This is a genomic window from Flavicella sp. (assembly GCF_037132785.1).
Lineage (GTDB): Bacteria > Bacteroidota > Bacteroidia > Flavobacteriales > Flavobacteriaceae > Flavicella.
Genome location: NZ_JBAHZZ010000197.1, coordinates 1 through 17740 on the forward strand (window position 1 = coordinate 1; position 17740 = coordinate 17740).

At 31.2% G+C, this 17740-nt stretch carries 17 protein-coding genes; 9 read left to right on the plus strand and 8 right to left on the minus strand.

The window, feature by feature from the left end:
* The first annotated feature begins 588 nt into the window (after positions 1-588).
* The 3 genes from lon to V5787_RS12390 all read left to right on the plus strand — a co-directional run bounded on the left by lon (position 589) and on the right by V5787_RS12390 (position 5707).
* The gene (lon, locus tag V5787_RS12380; RefSeq protein ID WP_336893516.1) at positions 589-3045 is read left to right on the plus strand and encodes an endopeptidase La; all 2457 of its coding nucleotides are present in this window, start codon (positions 589-591) and stop codon (positions 3043-3045) included.
* A gap of 74 nt (positions 3046-3119) precedes the next feature.
* Positions 3120-4736 carry a S8 family serine peptidase gene (locus V5787_RS12385; RefSeq protein ID WP_336893517.1) on the plus strand — a complete coding sequence of 539 codons (1617 nt, stop codon included), beginning with the start codon at positions 3120-3122 and terminating at the stop codon, positions 4734-4736.
* 41 nt (positions 4737-4777) lie between these two features.
* Positions 4778-5707 (plus strand): nitronate monooxygenase, encoded by a 930-nt coding sequence (locus V5787_RS12390; protein ID WP_336893542.1) that lies wholly within the window; start codon positions 4778-4780, stop codon positions 5705-5707.
* Between the two features lie 18 nt (positions 5708-5725).
* Here the strand turns inward: V5787_RS12390 and V5787_RS12395 are convergent, their stop codons facing one another.
* From V5787_RS12395 to mtaB, 3 genes are all read right to left on the minus strand, one after another.
* Positions 5726-6616 carry a lytic transglycosylase domain-containing protein gene (locus tag V5787_RS12395; protein ID WP_336893518.1) on the minus strand — a complete coding sequence of 297 codons (891 nt, stop codon included), beginning with the start codon at positions 6614-6616 and terminating at the stop codon, positions 5726-5728.
* Positions 6617-6687: 71 nt separating this feature from the next.
* Positions 6688-7338: an alpha/beta hydrolase gene (locus V5787_RS12400; RefSeq protein ID WP_336893519.1), complete on the minus strand. Its 651-nt coding sequence runs from the start codon at positions 7336-7338 to the stop codon at positions 6688-6690.
* 24 nt (positions 7339-7362) lie between these two features.
* Positions 7363-8679, minus strand: coding sequence for a tRNA (N(6)-L-threonylcarbamoyladenosine(37)-C(2))-methylthiotransferase MtaB (gene mtaB, locus V5787_RS12405; RefSeq protein WP_336893520.1), 1317 nt, complete (start codon positions 8677-8679; stop codon positions 7363-7365).
* Between the two features lie 138 nt (positions 8680-8817).
* On the opposite strand from mtaB, the gene V5787_RS12410 reads away from it, so the two are divergent.
* Positions 8818-10440, plus strand: coding sequence for an ABC transporter substrate-binding protein (locus V5787_RS12410; RefSeq protein ID WP_336893521.1), 1623 nt, complete (start codon positions 8818-8820; stop codon positions 10438-10440).
* 58 nt (positions 10441-10498) lie between these two features.
* On the opposite strand, the gene V5787_RS12415 is transcribed toward V5787_RS12410, so the two are convergent.
* From V5787_RS12415 to kdsB, 4 genes are all read right to left on the minus strand, one after another.
* Positions 10499-10693: a hypothetical protein gene (locus V5787_RS12415; RefSeq protein ID WP_336893522.1), complete on the minus strand. Its 195-nt coding sequence runs from the start codon at positions 10691-10693 to the stop codon at positions 10499-10501.
* Between the two features lie 105 nt (positions 10694-10798).
* Entirely contained in the window at positions 10799-11065 is a 267-nt protein-coding gene (locus V5787_RS12420) for a hypothetical protein (RefSeq protein WP_336893523.1), read from the minus strand.
* A 68-nt stretch (positions 11066-11133) separates the two neighbouring features.
* Positions 11134-11844, minus strand: a complete 711-nt coding sequence (locus V5787_RS12425) for an HAD family hydrolase (RefSeq protein WP_336893524.1) — start codon at positions 11842-11844, stop codon at positions 11134-11136.
* Complete coding sequence (kdsB, locus tag V5787_RS12430) at positions 11835-12563, minus strand: 3-deoxy-manno-octulosonate cytidylyltransferase (RefSeq protein WP_336893525.1); 729 nt, start codon at positions 12561-12563, stop codon at positions 11835-11837. The genes V5787_RS12425 and kdsB overlap by 10 nt, the downstream gene beginning before the upstream one ends.
* A 222-nt stretch (positions 12564-12785) precedes the next feature.
* On the opposite strand from kdsB, the gene aqpZ reads away from it, so the two are divergent.
* The 5 genes from aqpZ to V5787_RS12455 all read left to right on the plus strand — a co-directional run bounded on the left by aqpZ (position 12786) and on the right by V5787_RS12455 (position 16620).
* The gene (gene aqpZ, locus V5787_RS12435) at positions 12786-13469 is read left to right on the plus strand and encodes an aquaporin Z (RefSeq protein ID WP_336893526.1); all 684 of its coding nucleotides are present in this window, start codon (positions 12786-12788) and stop codon (positions 13467-13469) included.
* Between the two features lie 19 nt (positions 13470-13488).
* Positions 13489-14091 carry a DUF975 family protein gene (locus V5787_RS12440; RefSeq protein WP_336893527.1) on the plus strand — a complete coding sequence of 201 codons (603 nt, stop codon included), beginning with the start codon at positions 13489-13491 and terminating at the stop codon, positions 14089-14091.
* Between the two features lie 521 nt (positions 14092-14612).
* Entirely contained in the window at positions 14613-14981 is a 369-nt protein-coding gene (locus tag V5787_RS12445) for a hypothetical protein (protein WP_336893528.1), read from the plus strand.
* Positions 14982-15069: 88 nt separating this feature from the next.
* On the plus strand, positions 15070-16308 hold the full coding sequence (locus tag V5787_RS12450) for a DEAD/DEAH box helicase (RefSeq protein WP_336893529.1): 1239 nt from the start codon (positions 15070-15072) through the stop codon (positions 16306-16308).
* A gap of 120 nt (positions 16309-16428) precedes the next feature.
* A complete protein-coding gene (locus V5787_RS12455; protein WP_336893530.1) occupies positions 16429-16620 on the plus strand; it encodes a cold shock domain-containing protein in 192 nt (63 codons plus the stop codon).
* Between the two features lie 79 nt (positions 16621-16699).
* On the opposite strand, the gene V5787_RS12460 is transcribed toward V5787_RS12455, so the two are convergent.
* Positions 16700-17650: a hydrogen peroxide-inducible genes activator gene (locus V5787_RS12460; RefSeq protein ID WP_336893531.1), complete on the minus strand. Its 951-nt coding sequence runs from the start codon at positions 17648-17650 to the stop codon at positions 16700-16702.
* Between the last annotated feature and the right edge of the window lie 90 nt (positions 17651-17740).

Here is a 17740-nt window from a genome sequence, read left to right on the forward strand (position 1 = left end):
AAAACAAGTATTTAATACCTATTCCGATAATCGCTATCTGAAAATTGGAGTGAATTACAGATTTGGAAATAAAAAAATAAGTGTTAAAAATAGAAGCTTTGGCAATCAACAAGAAAAAAATCGTGCAAATTAAAACGTAAAATATTTTTTGAATATTTATTATTTTATAGTGATCAATGTAGAAAAATAATATTCAATCGCTTGCAAGCAAGAGGGATAAAGAATCAACCTCTTAATTTTTTTTTATTTATAAACATTAATATTTTTTTCTATAATTAGAATTCATCTCTATTTTTTTAATAAAAACCATTGAAAAAAACTACTTTATTTTTGATAAACAAGGTGTATTATATTTTGAAATACAGGTTTTCTTTTTACTATGTTTATAAGCATTTTGTAAAAGACACTTGAAAAGAGCATATAAAAAAATGTCTGTTTTTTTGGCTTGGCACGAGAATTGAAATGTTAATAGAGTCAAAACGTTATAGTTTATTAATCCTTTGAGTTATAGGGGGAATTGATTAATTAAGAATTATGGATCAACGCTTTGACATTTTATTAATGTCAGTTTGACAGTAAAAAATAAATATGAGTAATTCTAAAGTAATAAAAATAGACAGTTTGTCTCTACAAAATATATTGGAAGAGGATTCAGAATTGATTCCTTTGATGACAGTAGAGGATGAGGAAGAAATTAATAAGGAAGAAATTCCTGAGGTTCTTTCAATCCTTCCTTTGAGAAATACAGTGTTGTTTCCTGGAGTTGTAATTCCAATTACAGCCGGTAGAGATCAATCTATCCAGCTGATTAAAGACGCCAACAAAGGAGATAAAATTATAGGAGTTGTTTCTCAAATTGATCCCTCCGTTGAATCTCCAACAGAAAAGGACATTCATAAAGTTGGGGTTGTTGCTCAAATTTTACGCGTATTAAAAATGCCTGACGGAAATACAACTGTAATTATTCAGGGTAAAAAACGTTTTCAAATAAATGAGGTTATTCAAGAAGAACCTTATTTAAAAGCGACTACTAATGAGTTTTTAGAAGATAGTTTTATTGAAGACACTAATGAGTTTAATGAAATTATGGCCTCTGTTACTGAATCAGCATTAGAGGTAATCAAACAAAACCCAAGTTTACCATCAGAAGCAGGTTTTGCTATTAAAAATATTCAGAGTCAATCTTTTTTAGTGAATTTTATTTCTTCAAACATGAATTTAAGAGTGAAGAAAAAACAAAACTTATTAGAAAAAAGTAGTTTAAAAGAGCGTGCAATTACAACATTAAAAGAGTTGAATATAGAACTGCAACGCTTAGAATTACGTAATGATATTCAATCTAAAACGCGGGTTGATATGGATCAACAGCAAAAAGAATATTATTTGCAACAGCAACTTAAAACGATTCAAGAAGAGTTGGGAGGTGTATCTCATGATGAGGAATTGATAGAGTTTAAAGAGAAGGCTAAAAATAAAAAATGGAATAAAGAGGTAAAAGAACGTTTCGATAAAGAAATTAGTAAACTGCAACGAATGAGCCCTCAGGTTCCAGATTATTCTATTCAAAGAAACTATTTGGAGCTTTTATTAGAGTTGCCTTGGAATGAATATTCTAAAGATAATTTTGATTTAAAAAGAGCGAATAAAATATTAGATCGTGATCATTTTGGCCTAGAAGAAGTAAAAGATAGAATCATTGAGCATTTGGCAGTTTTAAAGCTAAAAGGAGATATGAAATCTCCAATAATCTGTTTGTACGGACCTCCAGGTGTTGGTAAAACATCTTTAGGAAAATCTGTAGCAGAAGCTTTGGGTAGAAAATATATTCGTATGTCTTTAGGAGGATTGAGAGATGAGTCTGAAATAAGAGGACATAGAAAAACGTATATAGGAGCAATGCCAGGACGCTTGATCCAAAACATGAAAAAGGCAAAAACTGCGAATCCAGTGTTTGTATTGGATGAGATAGATAAACTTGTGTCTAGTCATGGTGGAGATCCTTCAGCAGCAATGTTAGAGGTTTTAGACCCAGAGCAAAACACAGAATTTTATGATAATTATTTAGAAATAGGCTACGATCTTTCTAAAGTGTTATTTATTGCTACCGCAAACAACATTAGTGAAGTGCCTTGGGCATTAAGAGATCGTATGGAGTTGATTAATGTTTCGGGTTATACTGTTGAAGAGAAAACAGAAATAGCAAAAAAATTCTTATTGCCAAAACAATTGAAAGAACATGGATTGACAACCGAACATTTAAAAGTTACAAAATTTCAGTTGGAAAAAATAGTTACTGGTTATACTAGAGAATCTGGTGTTAGAGGTCTTGAAAAACAAATTGCAAAAGTTGTTCGTTATGCAGCAAAGTCAATTGCAATGGAAGAAAAATATAATATAAAATTGTCGAATGAAGACATTATAACAATTTTAGGAGCTTCTCGTTTAGAAAGAGATAAATACGAAAATAATAATGTTGCAGGTGTGGTTACTGGATTAGCTTGGACAAGTGTTGGAGGTGATATTCTATTTATAGAATCAATCCTTTCTAAAGGAAAAGGAGAACTTTCCATAACCGGAAACCTAGGGAAAGTAATGGAGGAGTCTTCTACAATAGCTTTAGAGTATATCAAAGCGAATATCGAAGATTTTGGAGTAAGTCAGAAAGTTTTAGATGATTATAAAATTCATGTTCATGTTCCAGAAGGAGCCACTCCAAAAGATGGACCAAGTGCTGGAATTACGATGTTAACTTCATTAGTGTCTGTTTTGACTCAGAGAAAAGTAAAATCCAATTTGGCAATGACAGGTGAGATAACTCTTAGGGGTAAAGTACTTCCTGTTGGAGGAATTAAAGAAAAAATATTAGCAGCTAAAAGAGCAAATATTAAAGAGATAATTTTATGTGCTGAAAATAAAAGAGATATCGATGAAATTAAAGAATCTTATTTAAAAGGTGTCAAATTTCATTATGTAACTGAAATGAAAGAGGTGATAGAAATAGCACTTACAAAACAAAAAGTAAAAAATGCCAAGAAATTGAATTAATAAATTTTTTGCAACCCAAAAGCGGATGAAATTTTTCATTCGCTTTTTTTATGATTAGTTGTATATTGTCATCTATGAAGATTATATCTTTCCTTATAATATTGGTAACTTTCTCTAGCTTTTCACAAGAAGAAGACGCTTGGGTCTATTTTAAGGATAAACCCGCATCTAATATATATTTAAATTCTCCTCTGTTGATGCTTTCACAGAGAGCAATTGAGAGAAGAGAGAATCAAGGTATTTCTTTTGATTTAAAAGATGTACCTATAGAATTTAGCTATATTTCTGAAATTTATGAAGCAACAGGTATTTCGGTAAAAGCAAAATCGAAATGGTTAAATGCTGTTCATGTACAGGGAACACAGTCGAATATTGAATTATTATTGTATTTGTCTTCGGTTAATTCTATTCAGTTTGTAAATAGAATTTTAAATAAATCAGTGAGTGAAAAAAGCACAAATAAGTTCAAATTGGAAAAAATAACAACAGTAAACGAATTAAATTATGGGTTTGCAGAAAACCAAATAATGATGCTTAATGGTGATTTTTTACACGATATGGGCTATACAGGACAAGGTATTCAAATAGCTGTTTTAGATGCGGGATTTAAAGGTGTTGAAACTTTTAATGCATTTTCAAACTTACATGACAATAATACATTGAATGGAGAAATACTGGGTGGTTATGATTTTGTGAATAGAAATTCGAATTTTTATTTTGATATGGGAAATACACACGGTTTATCAGTTTTATCAACGATTTCAGGATTTATAGATAGTCAATTTATAGGGACAGCACCAGATGCACAGTTTTATTTATTTATCACGGAGGATTCGGGTTCTGAAACTCCATTGGAAGAGAGTTTATGGGTTGAAGCCGTAGAAAAAGCAGATAGTTTAGGTGTTGATATTATCAATACTTCCTTAGGCTATACTACTTTTGATAATTCAGATTATGATTACAGTTATTCCGATATGGATGGTCAAACAACCTTTATTTCTAGGGGTGCTGAAATAGCGTGCTCTAGAGGAATGGTACTTGTTACTTCAGCGGGTAATGAAGGCAATAGTTCTTGGAAATATATCAGTGCACCCGCAGATGTTTCTTCTGTATTAACAGTTGGAGCGGTTGATGAAAATGAAGTAATTTCTTTCTTTAGTTCTTATGGACCTACGGCAGATAATAGAGTGAAACCTGAAGTATTAGCTCAAGGAGAAAAGGTATATATAATAAATAATGAAGGAAATATTGCGACCTCTAATGGGACTTCTTTTTCTTCCCCAATTATGGCGGGTATGGTTGCTTGTTTGTGGCAAGCCTTTCCTTCCAAGTCATCAGACGAAATTAAAGAACTAATCCTTGGATCGACTGATTCATTTTATAACCCTTCATCACATGGAGGTTACGGAATTCCAAATTTTGAATCTATTTATAATTTATTAGATGTAGATACTGTTAAAAGCTCGGAGATTAAAATCTATCCAAATCCAATGGTAAATACGCTCACTATTGAGAGTAATCAAGCGGACTTTTCAATTAAGATTTTCAACTTGTTAGGGAAATTGGTGTATAACAAGAACTCTTCTTTTTCTCAAATAATTATTGATACATCCTTTTTAAAAAATGGTATGTATATATTAAAAATTTGTTCAGAAAAAATGGAGACAACTTTTAAAATTATTAAGAAATAAGGAAGGTTTAAGTTTCAATACTTTTTTTTAGAACTATTATGATAACAAGTAAAATCTCAGAGTTATTTAACATTAAATATCCAATCATTCAAGGAGGTATGGTATGGGTGAGTGGTTATAAACTGGCATCAGCAGTTAGTAATGCAGGAGGACTGGGGTTAATTGGTTCTGGATCAATGTACCCTGATGTGCTTAAAGAGCATATTCGAAAATGTAAAAAGGCTACAGAAAAACCTTTTGGAGTTAATATTCCTATGATATATCCAGATATAGAGAAACTAATAACTATAGTTATTGAAGAAGGAGTTAAAATTGTATTTACTTCTGGAGGAAACCCAAAGCTGTATACGGAAAGGTTAAAAAAACACGGTATTACTGTCGTTCATGTGGTAAGTAGTTTGAAATTTGCATTAAAATCTCAAGACGCAGGTGTTGATGCTGTTGTTGCAGAAGGTTTTGAGGCAGGTGGGCATAATGGAAGAGAAGAGACTACTACTTTTACTTTGTTGCCCATTGTAAAAGAGAAAATTTATATTCCTTTGATTGCAGCTGGAGGAATTGCTACTGGAAGAGGTATGTTGGCAGCAATGGTTTTAGGTGCTGATGGAGTTCAAGTAGGAAGTAGATTTGCGGCGAGTATAGAGTCGTCTGCACATAATAACTTTAAAAATAAAGTTATTGAAACATCAGAAGGTGATACCATATTAGCTCTAAAAGAAATCTCTCCAGTTAGAATGATAAAAAATGACTTTTACAATGAACTGGTTTCTTTTTCTAAAAACCACACGATTGAAGAATTAAAAGAATTCTTAGGGAAAAGACGATTGAAAAAAGGAATTTTTGAAGGAAATACGAAAGATGGAATGTTAGAAATCGGTCAAATAGCAGGAGTTATTCATAAAATAGAATCTGCTAAAGAGATTATTGACAATATGGTTTCGGAGTATTTCTCTATTAAAAAATCTATCTAGGTTGTTTTTATAAAACCATTATTCAGGGATTTTAATATAATATACCTTTCTTGATTTGTTATTTAATTTATTCTCTTTAAGCCAAGGGTTGTTAATTTTTAACTCTTTGTAGTTGCAATTCATTTGTTTTGAAAATATTGCAATGTTGCTTATTGCAGTATCTACTTTTACGAGTTTGGTTTTGTTCAAGTTATATAAGTCTTCCTGATCGTAAATAAAACCATATTGTTGCGGATGAGAAAGGATTTCTTTTAAAGCAAGAACTCTAGGAATATATCTTTTAGTTTCTGTATTCAATAATAAATCGTAATAGTCAGTTACTTTCTGTTTTTCTTGATATCGAGAGATGCCTCTGTTTCCAGCATTATAAGCAGCAGCAGCAAGAGTCCAAGTGCCAAATTTTTCTTTTGATTTTAGTAAGTATTTACAGGCAGCTTCTGTCGCTTTTTCAATATGATAACGTTCATCTACATTACTATTTACTTCCAAGCCATATTCTTTCGCTGTATGTGGCATCAATTGCCAAAATCCTTTAGCACCAGCCGAAGAGGTTACGTTTTGCAAACCACTTTCTATAACTGCTAAATATTTAAAATCATTTGGAACACCATTTTTTTTCAAAATGGGCTCGATGATAGGAAAGTATTTGTTAGATCGCTTGATCAATAATAGAGCATTTGATTGCCAGTAAGTGTTTACGAGTAGTTCTCTATCAATACGCTCTCTAACATCAGGCTTATATAATGGGGCTATTTCTCCGCAAAAACTTATGTTATTCGGGATTTTTAAAGCTTTAATTTGATAAGATTCGCTAGTGTTTTTTGTTGGTTCTTTCGTGCTGTAAATAAATAAAGAAAGGGAGATACTTATTGCAGTAATGGATAGTAAAATTTTATTAATTGTATTCATATTTGAAAAAAATTAGGATATACTCATGGGGTCAGTTGAAATTAATTAAGGCAACAAATTTCGAGCCATTATCAAAGTAGTTCTGTTAAAATTGCACTTATTTTTTTTCCTTTAGTGATAATCATTACATGCGAGCCATCTTTGATGGTAATACAATCATTGATTTGTTCAATAGGAAAGATGATATCTTTATCTCCATGCAAATGAATAATTCCTGGAATAGAGTTTTCTTGATTCCAACAAAGAACTTCTTTGATAGCCCATTTTAGGTACTTTGGGTTTCTTTGAGAGAGATACATTTTATAAGCATCTATTCTATTTTGAGCTTTTTTCCCAAATAAAAATGAAATAAATTTTTCAACAGAATCAATAAAGTGTACAGGCGCCAGTAAGTATAGTTTTGCTTTCTTGATAAAGTTTAGTTTTTTAGGCAATTCGTATTTGTTTTTAATACTAGAAATAATAATAAGTTTATCATAACTTATAATTTTACTCATTTCTTGCACAATAACTCCTCCAAATGAAACTCCAATTAAAATAGGATTTTTATGTTTTATGTTTTTACAAAGTCGTTTTGAGTAAGATTGGATACTTTCGTTTTTAGAAGAAGGTAGCAGCCATTCTAAAAAATGTAATTCAAATTGGTCTCCAGGGAAATTGATACGGTCAAATATTTTCGAATTAGCAGATGTACCCGGAAGAAAATAAATATGTTTTTTCATTTTTAAATAGTAATTTTTAATTTATTATTTCCAGTCGAAACGTACGAGTCCGTCTTCGTCAATTTTTGTCAATTTGATATCGTGAATTGTGTTTACCAATTTCGGGTTCCATGGAGTTTTTACTTTCACATAGTTTTCGGTAAACCCTTGAATATAACCTGCTTTATTTTTACTTTCAAACAAAACAGTATGATAGGTATCTAATTGACTTTCGTAAAAGGCTCTTCTTTTTTTAACAGAAAGTCCTCTTAGCATTTTACTTCTTTTTTTACGAATATTTAATGAGACCACACTTTCCATTTTTTCAGCTTCTGTATTTGGCCTTTCAGAATAAGTAAAAACGTGAAGATAAGAAATATCCATTTCGTTTAGGTAATTGTAAGTTTCCAAAAATAATTCATCTGTTTCTCCTGGAAATCCAACAATAACATCCACACCAATACAGGCGTTTGGCATTTTTTCTTTGATAGCAGTAACTCGATCAGTATAGGTTTTTCGTAAATAACGACGCTTCATTAATTTCAACAAAGTATCACTTCCGCTTTGCAATGGGATATGAAAATGAGGGACAAATGTTTTTGATTTCGATACAAATTCTATGGTTTCATTTTTCAATAAATTTGGTTCTATTGAAGATATTCTCAATCGATGTATACCCTCAACTTTATCAAGTGCTTGAACCAATTCATAAAAGGTATGTTCGTGTTTTTTATTTCCAAATTCACCTTTTCCATAATCTCCTATATTAACACCTGTAAGAACAATTTCTTTAATGTTTTTTTTAGAAATTTCTTTGGCGTTTTTTAAAACGTTTTCTAAAGTATCGCTTCTAGAGATCCCTCTAGCCAAAGGAATGGTGCAGTAAGTACATTTGTAGTCACAACCATCTTGAACTTTTAAAAAGGCACGAGTTCTATCCCCAAAAGAATATGAACCGACATAAAAATCAGCTTCCGAGATTTCACAGGAGTGTATTTCACCCATGTCGTTTTTTGATAAATCATTTATATAATCTGTAACCTTAAATTTTTCTGTAGCACCTAATACTAAATCTACGCCATCAACATTTGCTAATTCTTCTGGCTTTAACTGAGCATAACAACCTACAGCAATTAAAAAAGCATCATCATTTTTCTTTAGAGTATTTTTTACAATCGTTTTAAAACGTTTATCTGCATTGTCTGTTACCGAACAAGTGTTGATAACATAGATGTCTGCTATTTCTTCAAAATCGACTCTTTCAAAGCCTTCGTTTTGAAAACCTCTAGCAATTGTAGAAGTTTCAGAAAAATTTAATTTACATCCTAAGGTGTAAAATGCTACTTTTTTATGTGCATTCATTCTTGTACTTTTATTGAATACAAAAGTAAGTCTTTAAACTCAGTTTTTTTATAAGTTTGGGACTGAATTATTATTAAATAAAACAGTCAACTTAAAGAAACAATATTGTTTGTTCTTGATGAAATCCGTGTGAAAAATATGAATTTGAAAATCAATATTATAAAGTCGATTATTCTTTTAACAGTGGCAATTATATTTGTTTCATGTGCCAAAGGAAATAATACAAGAAATTTAGACCAGGTATTTCGATATAACGAAGCAGGGAATATCACAACATTAGATCCCGCTTTTGCGAAGGATTTAAGAACTATTTGGGCCACAAATCAATTATTTAATGGTTTGGTACAATTAAATGATCAATTAGAAGTGGAGCCAGATATTGCACATTCGTGGAGTGTTTCTGATATTGGTAAAACATACACTTTTTTTTTGAGAACAGATGTGCAGTTTCATAAGCATCATTTGTTTGGGCTTGATTCTACAAGGAATGTGGTCGCACAAGATTTTGTCTATAGTTTTAATCGTTTGTTAGACCCCAAAGTGGCTTCTCCAGGGAAATGGGTGTTGGAATACGTGAAGGGGTTTAAAGCAGTAAATGATTCTATTTTTACAGTAACTCTTAAACAATCTTTTCCGCCGTTTTTAAGTTTGCTGAGCATGCGTTACTGTGTTGTGGTTCCAAAAGAAGCAATTGACTATTTTAAAAATGATTTTCGGTCTAATCCTATCGGCACAGGACCTTTTTATTTTAAATTATGGGTAGAGAATACAAAGTTGGTTTTTCGAAAAAATAAGTATTATCACGAACGAGATTCTACGGGAACACGGTTGCCTTATATGGAGGCTGTGGCTATTAGTTTTTTAACCGATAAGCAAAGTGAATTTTTGCAGTTTGTTCAAGGGAATTTAGATTTTTTAAATAGTATAGATGCTTCTTATAAAGATGATTTGTTAACTACAGAAGGGGAATTAACAGATAGGTATCAAGATAAAATTAATATGATTTCAGGGCCTTATTTAAATACCGAATATTTGGGGATTTATTTGGATGCAGATGAGGATGAGGTACAATCATTAAAAATAAGAAAAGCGTTAAATTATGGTTTTGATAGAGGAAAAATGATTCTGTATTTGAGAAATGGCATTGGAACACCAGCGGTAAATGGGTTTATTCCCAAAGGCTTGCCTTCCTTTAATAATATGAAAGGTTATGATTATCAGCCTGAAAAAGCAAAAGCCTTGATTGCTTCCTATATAGAGGAAACGGGTAATAAATTTCCATCTGTGACAATTAGTACGAATAGTCAATATTTAGATTTGTGTGAATACATTCAACGTGAGGTAGAAAAGACGGGGTTAAATGTGGAGATTGATGTGATGCCACCTTCTACATTACGACAAACAAAAGTAAATGGCCAGTTGAGTATTTTTAGAGGGAGTTGGATTGCTGATTATCCTGATGCAGAAAACTATTTATTTATTTTTCATAGTAGAAAATTCTCTCCTCAGGGACCCAATTACACACATTACAGCAACAAACAGTTTGATGAATTATTTGATAAATCGATCCAAACAGTCGATAAACTAGAAAGAGAAAAGCTTTATCAAAAAATGGATAGTTTACTTATGGAGTCTGCTCCAGTGATTCCATTGTATTATGATGAAGTAGTACGGTTTACTCAAAAAAATGTAAAAGGTTTAGGAATCAATCCTATCAATCATTTGAGTTTGAAAAAAGTAATAAAACTAAAAACCAAATAGATTGTTACTTTTATACCTGCACAATAAATAAGGAATTAATTTGCTTAATTGAAGATTGTTATAAAACTAATTGTAGGCTATCTCGCAGTTCGGGTCTATTAGAAGTATAACTATTCAACCATATTTTCAATTCTTCAATTTCATAAGGAAGTAAATTCGTTAATGCTTTTTTTAGTTCTCTATTAAATAATTCAGCATTAAAACTCACCTTTACTAATATTTCTTTGGTGTATTCATATATCGCTCGAGCCATTTGTTTTGTTTTTTAGATAACACTTTCAATAAATCAAATATATTAAAAAAAAAGAGCCAGACATATAGCCTGGCTTCGTTTTAACAAAACTTAATGATTTGAACTTTACAAAGCATTTATTTTTTCAGAGATAGACTTAGCGCTAGTTTCTAATGCAAGCCTGATAGATTTGAAATGAGCTTTTTTATTTTCAATATCTTTTGCATAAATATTGTCTCTCAATTCATCGAAAGAAGCCATCGCTTCATCAATTATAGGTTGTGTTTTAGAGTTGTCAGCTTTTACATTGCTATATTCCCAAACATAACATGCCTCGATTAAGTCTCCTAAAGTATTGTGAATATCCTTTTTTAAATTTTTAATTGCTGCCATTTTCTTCTTTTTTTAATTCATGCAAATTTACATAAATTGAATGAATTTATTGTTATAATCTTGTTAAGTTAAGTTATCGAAATAGTGGTTAATAATTCTTGTATGTGATTAAATGTTTTATAAGTTTCTTTTGCGTAGTTAATCTCGTCAACTTGTTCGTGTAACCATGTAGTGTGATAGGGGATATGAATGGCAGATGCACCAATCTTCACAAGAGGTAAAATATCAGATTTTAAGGAGTTTCCTATCATAAGAAGTTCTTCGGGTTTGATATCAAGGTGTTTTACAATTTTTAAATAATCGGATTCTTTTTTATCACTCATTACTTCTACATGATGAAAATAATTAAGTAAACCTGATTTTTCTAGCTTTCGTTCCTGATCTAACAAATCTCCTTTGGTAGCAACAATCAATTTATATTTTCCTTGTAGAGCTTGTAGAACCTCTTCTGCACCATCGAGTAATTCAATAGGTTTTAGCAGCATTTCCTTTCCAAGGTTTAGAATTTCATTTATAATCTTTGCTGGTACTTTGTAGTTTGAAATTTCAACGGCTAATTCAACCATTGATAAAATAAAAGCTTTTACACCGTAACCGTAATGTCCTAAGTTTTTTATTTCTATTCGATATAATTCTTGATTGATTTTGTTTTCAGTTTCATAGGCAGATAATAATTTAGCAACCTCGTGTTCAACTTCTCTAAAATAAGGTTCGTTTACCCAAAGAGTGTCATCAGCATCAAAGGCGATTACTTTTATTTTGTCAAAATCTATTTCCATAATTTATTTGCTAGGACTAAATCTTCTTCAGTATCGATACCAATCACTTTAAAAGGTGTTTCAACCATTTTTATTTTTTTGCCATATTCTAAAAAACGAATCCCTTCTAGTTTCTCGGTAGCTTCATTTTGTAACATGGGCATTTGAGTAAATGCGGTTAAGGCCGATTTTCTAAAGGCGTATATCCCAATATGTTTGTAATATATTGTATTTATTTCTTTATTTTGAGGGTAAGGAATGGGAGACCTTGAAAAATACATTACGCAATTAAAAGAGTCTAAAACAACCTTTACGTTATTTGGGTTTTCAATTTCTTCAAAGGTATTCATTGGATGAATTAAAGACGCTAAATCTATTTTATGATCTGGGTCTTTTTTAAAAACATTTATTAAATCTCTAAGGGGTTCCATCCTTGTAAAGGGCTCGTCTCCTTGAACATTTACAACCACATCAACATCTAATTCTTGAGCTGCTTCTGCGATCCGATCCGATCCAGTTTCGTGGTTTTTTGAACTCATAAAAACTTTTCCTCCAGCGGTTTCAATATTTTCTTTGATAATCTGACTGTCAGTTACTACATAAACTTCATCAAAAAGATTTGTTTTTACTGCAGCTTCATAGGTTCTTACAATAACAGGTTTTCCGCCTAGGTTTTTTAAGAGTTTCCCCGGGAATCTTGAGGCACCGTAGCGCGCCGGAATCATTGCTATAACTTTCATATGCGGATTGTCAGTTGGTGTTTAAAAATCAAAGGTAAAGAAAAGCAATGCTATTTCTTCTTTAGATAGTGTTTTTTATATTAGGCAGGATGAAAAATAAAGTTGAAATTAGTGCCTTTAAAAATTAGAACATATTCTGTTTTGGACATTTTTAATGTTTGTTTAAAAGATAGAGCAGTGTTTTAATTGGTAAAAGAATAATTATTAACTAAAAATTATAGTATGAAAAAATTAGTTGCAGAATTTATTGGAACTCTTTGGCTTGTTTTAGGAGGCTGTGGAAGTGCTGTTTTAGCAGCAGGTTATCCTGAATTGGGAATTGGATTTGTAGGTGTCGCTATGGCATTTGGTTTAACAGTATTAACTATGGTTTATGCTATTGGACATATTTCGGGATGTCATTTAAACCCAGCAGTTTCCATTGGATTGTGGGTGGGAGGAAGATTTGATAAGAAAGAATTACTACCATATATAATTGCGCAAGTACTTGGAGGAATTTCAGGTGCTGGATTATTGTACATAATAGCTAGTGGCAAAGCTGGTTTTGAATTAAACGGTTTCGCATCTAATGGTTACGGAGCGCATTCGCCAGATGGATATAGTATGATAGCAGCATTAGTAATGGAAGTTGTGATGACATTTATGTTTTTAATTGTTATTTTGGGAGCAACTCATTCTAAAGCACCGAAAGGTTTTGCGGGTTTGGCAATCGGATTGGGGCTAACTTTAATTCATTTGATAAGCATTCCTGTTACTAATACTTCGGTAAATCCAGCAAGAAGTACAAGTCAGGCTATTTTTAATGGTGGATGGGCATTAGATCAACTATGGCTGTTTTGGGTTGCACCTATTGTTGGAGCGGCTCTAGCTGGAATCGTATACAAATTTATATCACCAGAAGAATAGGACGAATAAAATATTATAAATGTATATCACAGAATTAATGAAATCCTCAAAAGAGGCCTTAGAAGGTAAATGGAGTTTAGTTATTGGAACTTTTTCAGTGTTTTTACTTTTGTCTTTTTGTATTCAGATTATAGCTGAACAATATCCAATAATGGCTATTGTTTCACTTGTAATTTCTGGTTCTGTAGGTGTTGGATTAAGTAAATTCTCTTTACGTATTTCAAGAAATGAAGAAGCGAGTTTTGAAAATTATTTTTCTGGGTTTTCAAATTTTTCAAATTCTTTTTTAGCATTTTTTTTAAAGACTATTATTGTTGTAGGAGGTTTACTTTTGTTTATTGTGCCAGGAGTTATTGCTACGACAGCGTTAGGTATGACGTATTTTATTCTTTCGGAAGATGATTCTATATCAGCTACTGATGCATTGAAAAAAAGTCATGAAATGATGGAGGGGCATAAAATGGAGTATTTCTTTTTGTTTTTAAGGTATTTAGGACTTGGGATATTATGTGTTTTCACCCTAGGAATAGGACTCTTCTGGTTGTTACCATATATATATGTGTCCAATGCTAAATTTTATGACCAAATAAAAGATGAAATAAGTATTGAGTTTTTAACATAAACCAATCTCCAAAAAGTTAAAACAAATTTGCAGTAAAACTTTAGGTGAAATTTATCAATCAGTAATAATTAAGAGGGCGGAATTAATGAATGTTTATTTTTTGTTAATTTTTTAAATAGAGTGGCTTTCGAAACAATAAGTTTAATATATTTGTAACACAATGAAGAGAATTTTAAATATATCACAATTTCAGGAGTGGATTTTGCTTTGGTTAAAATCTGTTTTTAATAAGGATAAGTTATCTAGGATGTCTACAATTTGTGTTAAAGTAGAAAGACAAAAAAGCCCTTTTGATCATTTACAAAGAAAATAAATATTCAAAATATATAAAGGTGCTTTTTTTATAAAAAGCACCTTTTTTATTACTAATAATTTAAAATCAAAATTATGAAATCAACAATTAAATTTTTTAAATCTGAAATAGTCAAATTTACATCAGTCATTCTACAGAATGCATTGTTTAACAGAGTTAAAACACCCGTTTACACCCCCATATATATAACACCTTGAAATTAAGAATCATGAAAACGAATTACCCTATACATAAATACACCTATAGTTTTAACATCACTAAAAGTGAAGTAAACGAGTACAAAAAACTTTTACCTTCTGTTTTATACGCTAAAATGGAATCTACTGCGAAGCAACTTTTAAAAAGCATGGAAGTGCATAAAAAGATACAGCAACATCTTTTTAAATTGAATGTATTACAAAATGCATATTTAAAAGATAGACTGAAAATAACACATACTATTCAAAAACTTAATGAGCACGAAGTCTTGTTTGCAGTTCTTGTAAATAAAGAAAATAGTACCACGAAAGATATTATTTGCAATGCTATATTTGGATTCACTATAAAAGATAAGGTAAGTTTACACCAAGCCTCTTAATTATATAGCCAATGTTTAAAAGCATGGGCTTTTTGTCTATCTGCATTATAGATTAGAATAGTCTACCTTTGCAGCTTATACATTATTTATGACATTTAAAGATTTAGAGATTATTGCTCCAATTCAAGAAGCACTAGACTCAAAAGGATATACAATACCCACACCAATTCAACAACAAGCCATACCTATTTTATTAGAAGGAAGAGATCTATTAGGTTGTGCTCAGACGGGTACAGGAAAAACGGCAGCGTTTGCTATTCCTATTATACAGCAATTATTTAATAGCTCAAATACTCAAAAAAGACCGAAACATATTAAAGCCCTTATCGTTACTCCAACGCGAGAGTTGGCAATTCAAATTGCTGATAATTTTACGGAGTACTCAAAGAATACACATTTGAAAAATACTGTTATTTTTGGAGGAGTTAAACAGGCTAGTCAAGTAGGGCAGTTAAGACAAGGAATTGATATTTTAATTGCAACACCAGGTCGTTTATTAGATTTAATAAATCAAAGATTGCTTTCGCTAAGACATATTGAACATTTTGTTTTGGATGAAGCCGATCAGATGTTGGATATGGGATTTATTAATGATATTAAAAAAATTCTACGTTTACTTCCTGAGCAGAGACAGTCTTTGTTTTTCTCAGCGACAATGCCTCAGAATATTAAGGACTTGTCTCAAACAATATTGAACAATCATGAAACAGTTACGATTAAGCCAAAACAGGCAACTGCAGAAAAGGTAGGTCAATCTGTTTACTTTGTAAAGAAAAGTGATAAAACAAAGTTATTGATAGACTTAGTAAATGAAAATCCAAACGATACAATAATTGTTTTTTCAAGAACAAAACACGGTGCTGATAAGGTTGTTAAGAAATTGGCACAAGTGGGGATAAAATCAGCAGCAATACACGGAAATAAATCTCAAAACGCAAGGCAAAGAGCCTTAGGAGCGTTTAAAAATGGAGAATTAAATATTCTTATAGCAACGGATATTGCAGCTAGGGGAATTGATGTTTCTGAACTGTCTTTGGTTATTAATTTTGATATACCAAATATTCCAGAAACGTACATACATCGTATTGGAAGAACGGGTAGGGCAGAAGCAAGTGGAAATGCAGTTTCTTTTTGTGATGTTGAGGAAAGAGCATATTTAAGAGATATTGAAAAATTGATCAATCAAAAAATTCCTATTGTAGAAGAACATAGTTACATTGATGATTCCAAAGAATCGAATCAGAAAGCTCCTTCAAAACAAAAGCAACAAGCTAGGCGTAAGGGAAGTGTAAATAAAGGAAGACCTAAAAACAGGTACAGTAAATAGAAAAAATTGTTTTTATTCTAGTGTGAAATTTAAGTTGTTTTTCAATAAATTAGCTAAACATTAGTATTATTAATAATATAATGTTAAATTTGATAACAACTAATATAATTAATTAATAAAATGAGTAAAGGTACAGTAAAATTCTTCAATGAAACTAAAGGATTTGGTTTCATAACTGAAGAAGGGTCAAACAATGAACATTTCGTTCACGTAACAGGTTTAATTGATGAAATCCGTGAGGGTGACGAAGTAGAATTTGAATTACAAGAGGGAAAAAAAGGTATGAATGCAGTAGACGTAAAAGTTATATAAGCACCCATATTTTAAAGTATTAAAAGCCTATCAATTTATTTGATAGGCTTTTTTGTGTTTTTATGTTGCTAGTACGAGTTTAATTAGTTTTTTTTTGCGCTATAGGACTTATAATTTTGACATCATTGAAGGAAATAGCTCCTCTCACGATTCCGTCTATAGTAGTTTTCAGCGCTTCTATTAATTGCATTTTTAGTTGTGACTTATTGTATAATAGACTTACCTCTCTTGCAGGTACGGGGGCTTCAAACTCTCTTAAAAAATGTTTGTCTTCATTAGATAGATCTAAACTATGGAGGTATGGAAGTAAGGTCATTCCTAAATTTTCTTTTGAGAGTTTAATCAATGTATCAAAACTTCCACTTTCTAAACGAAAAGATTTTGCGTTAGGAGAAGAAAAAGAACTGCACATATTTAAGATACTTTCTTTAAAGCAATGTCCATCTTTTAAAAGTAAAATATCATCTGAATCTAATTCATTTACAGTTAGTTTTTTTTTATGAGAAAGTTTGTGATAGTCTGGTACAAACCCAATAAATGGTTCATAATATAGTGGTTTTTCTTTTATTTTTGGGTTTTCTAAAGGGGTAGCCGCAATCGCAGCATCAATATGACCGTCAATTAGCTTTTTAATACATTCTTCTGTTGTCAACTCTTCAATTTGAAGATTTACTTTTGGGTATTTATTATTAAAGGTTTTTAAAAACATAGGAAGTAGCGTTGGCATAATTGTCGGAATTATTGCTATTTTAAATTCGCCTCCTATATATCCCTTTTGTTGATCAACAATATCATTAATTCTATTGCTTTCTTCTACAATCGTTTTTGCTTGAATAACAATTTTCTCTCCTATTTCTGTTAAGGAAATAGGTTTTTTGGCTCGATTGAAAATAATGATATCTAATTCGTCTTCTAGTTTTTGAATTTGCATACTTAAAGTAGGCTGTGTAACAAAACAATGTTCAGAAGCGACCGTAAAGTTCCTGTGTTCAGCGACTGCTAAAATGTACTTTAATTGAGTAATAGTCATAGTATAATTATTTACGATAAAAATAGTAAAAACTATTGGTTTTATTTATATGGTATTCCCAAATTAAAGTAGAGTCAATGTCTAAGAATA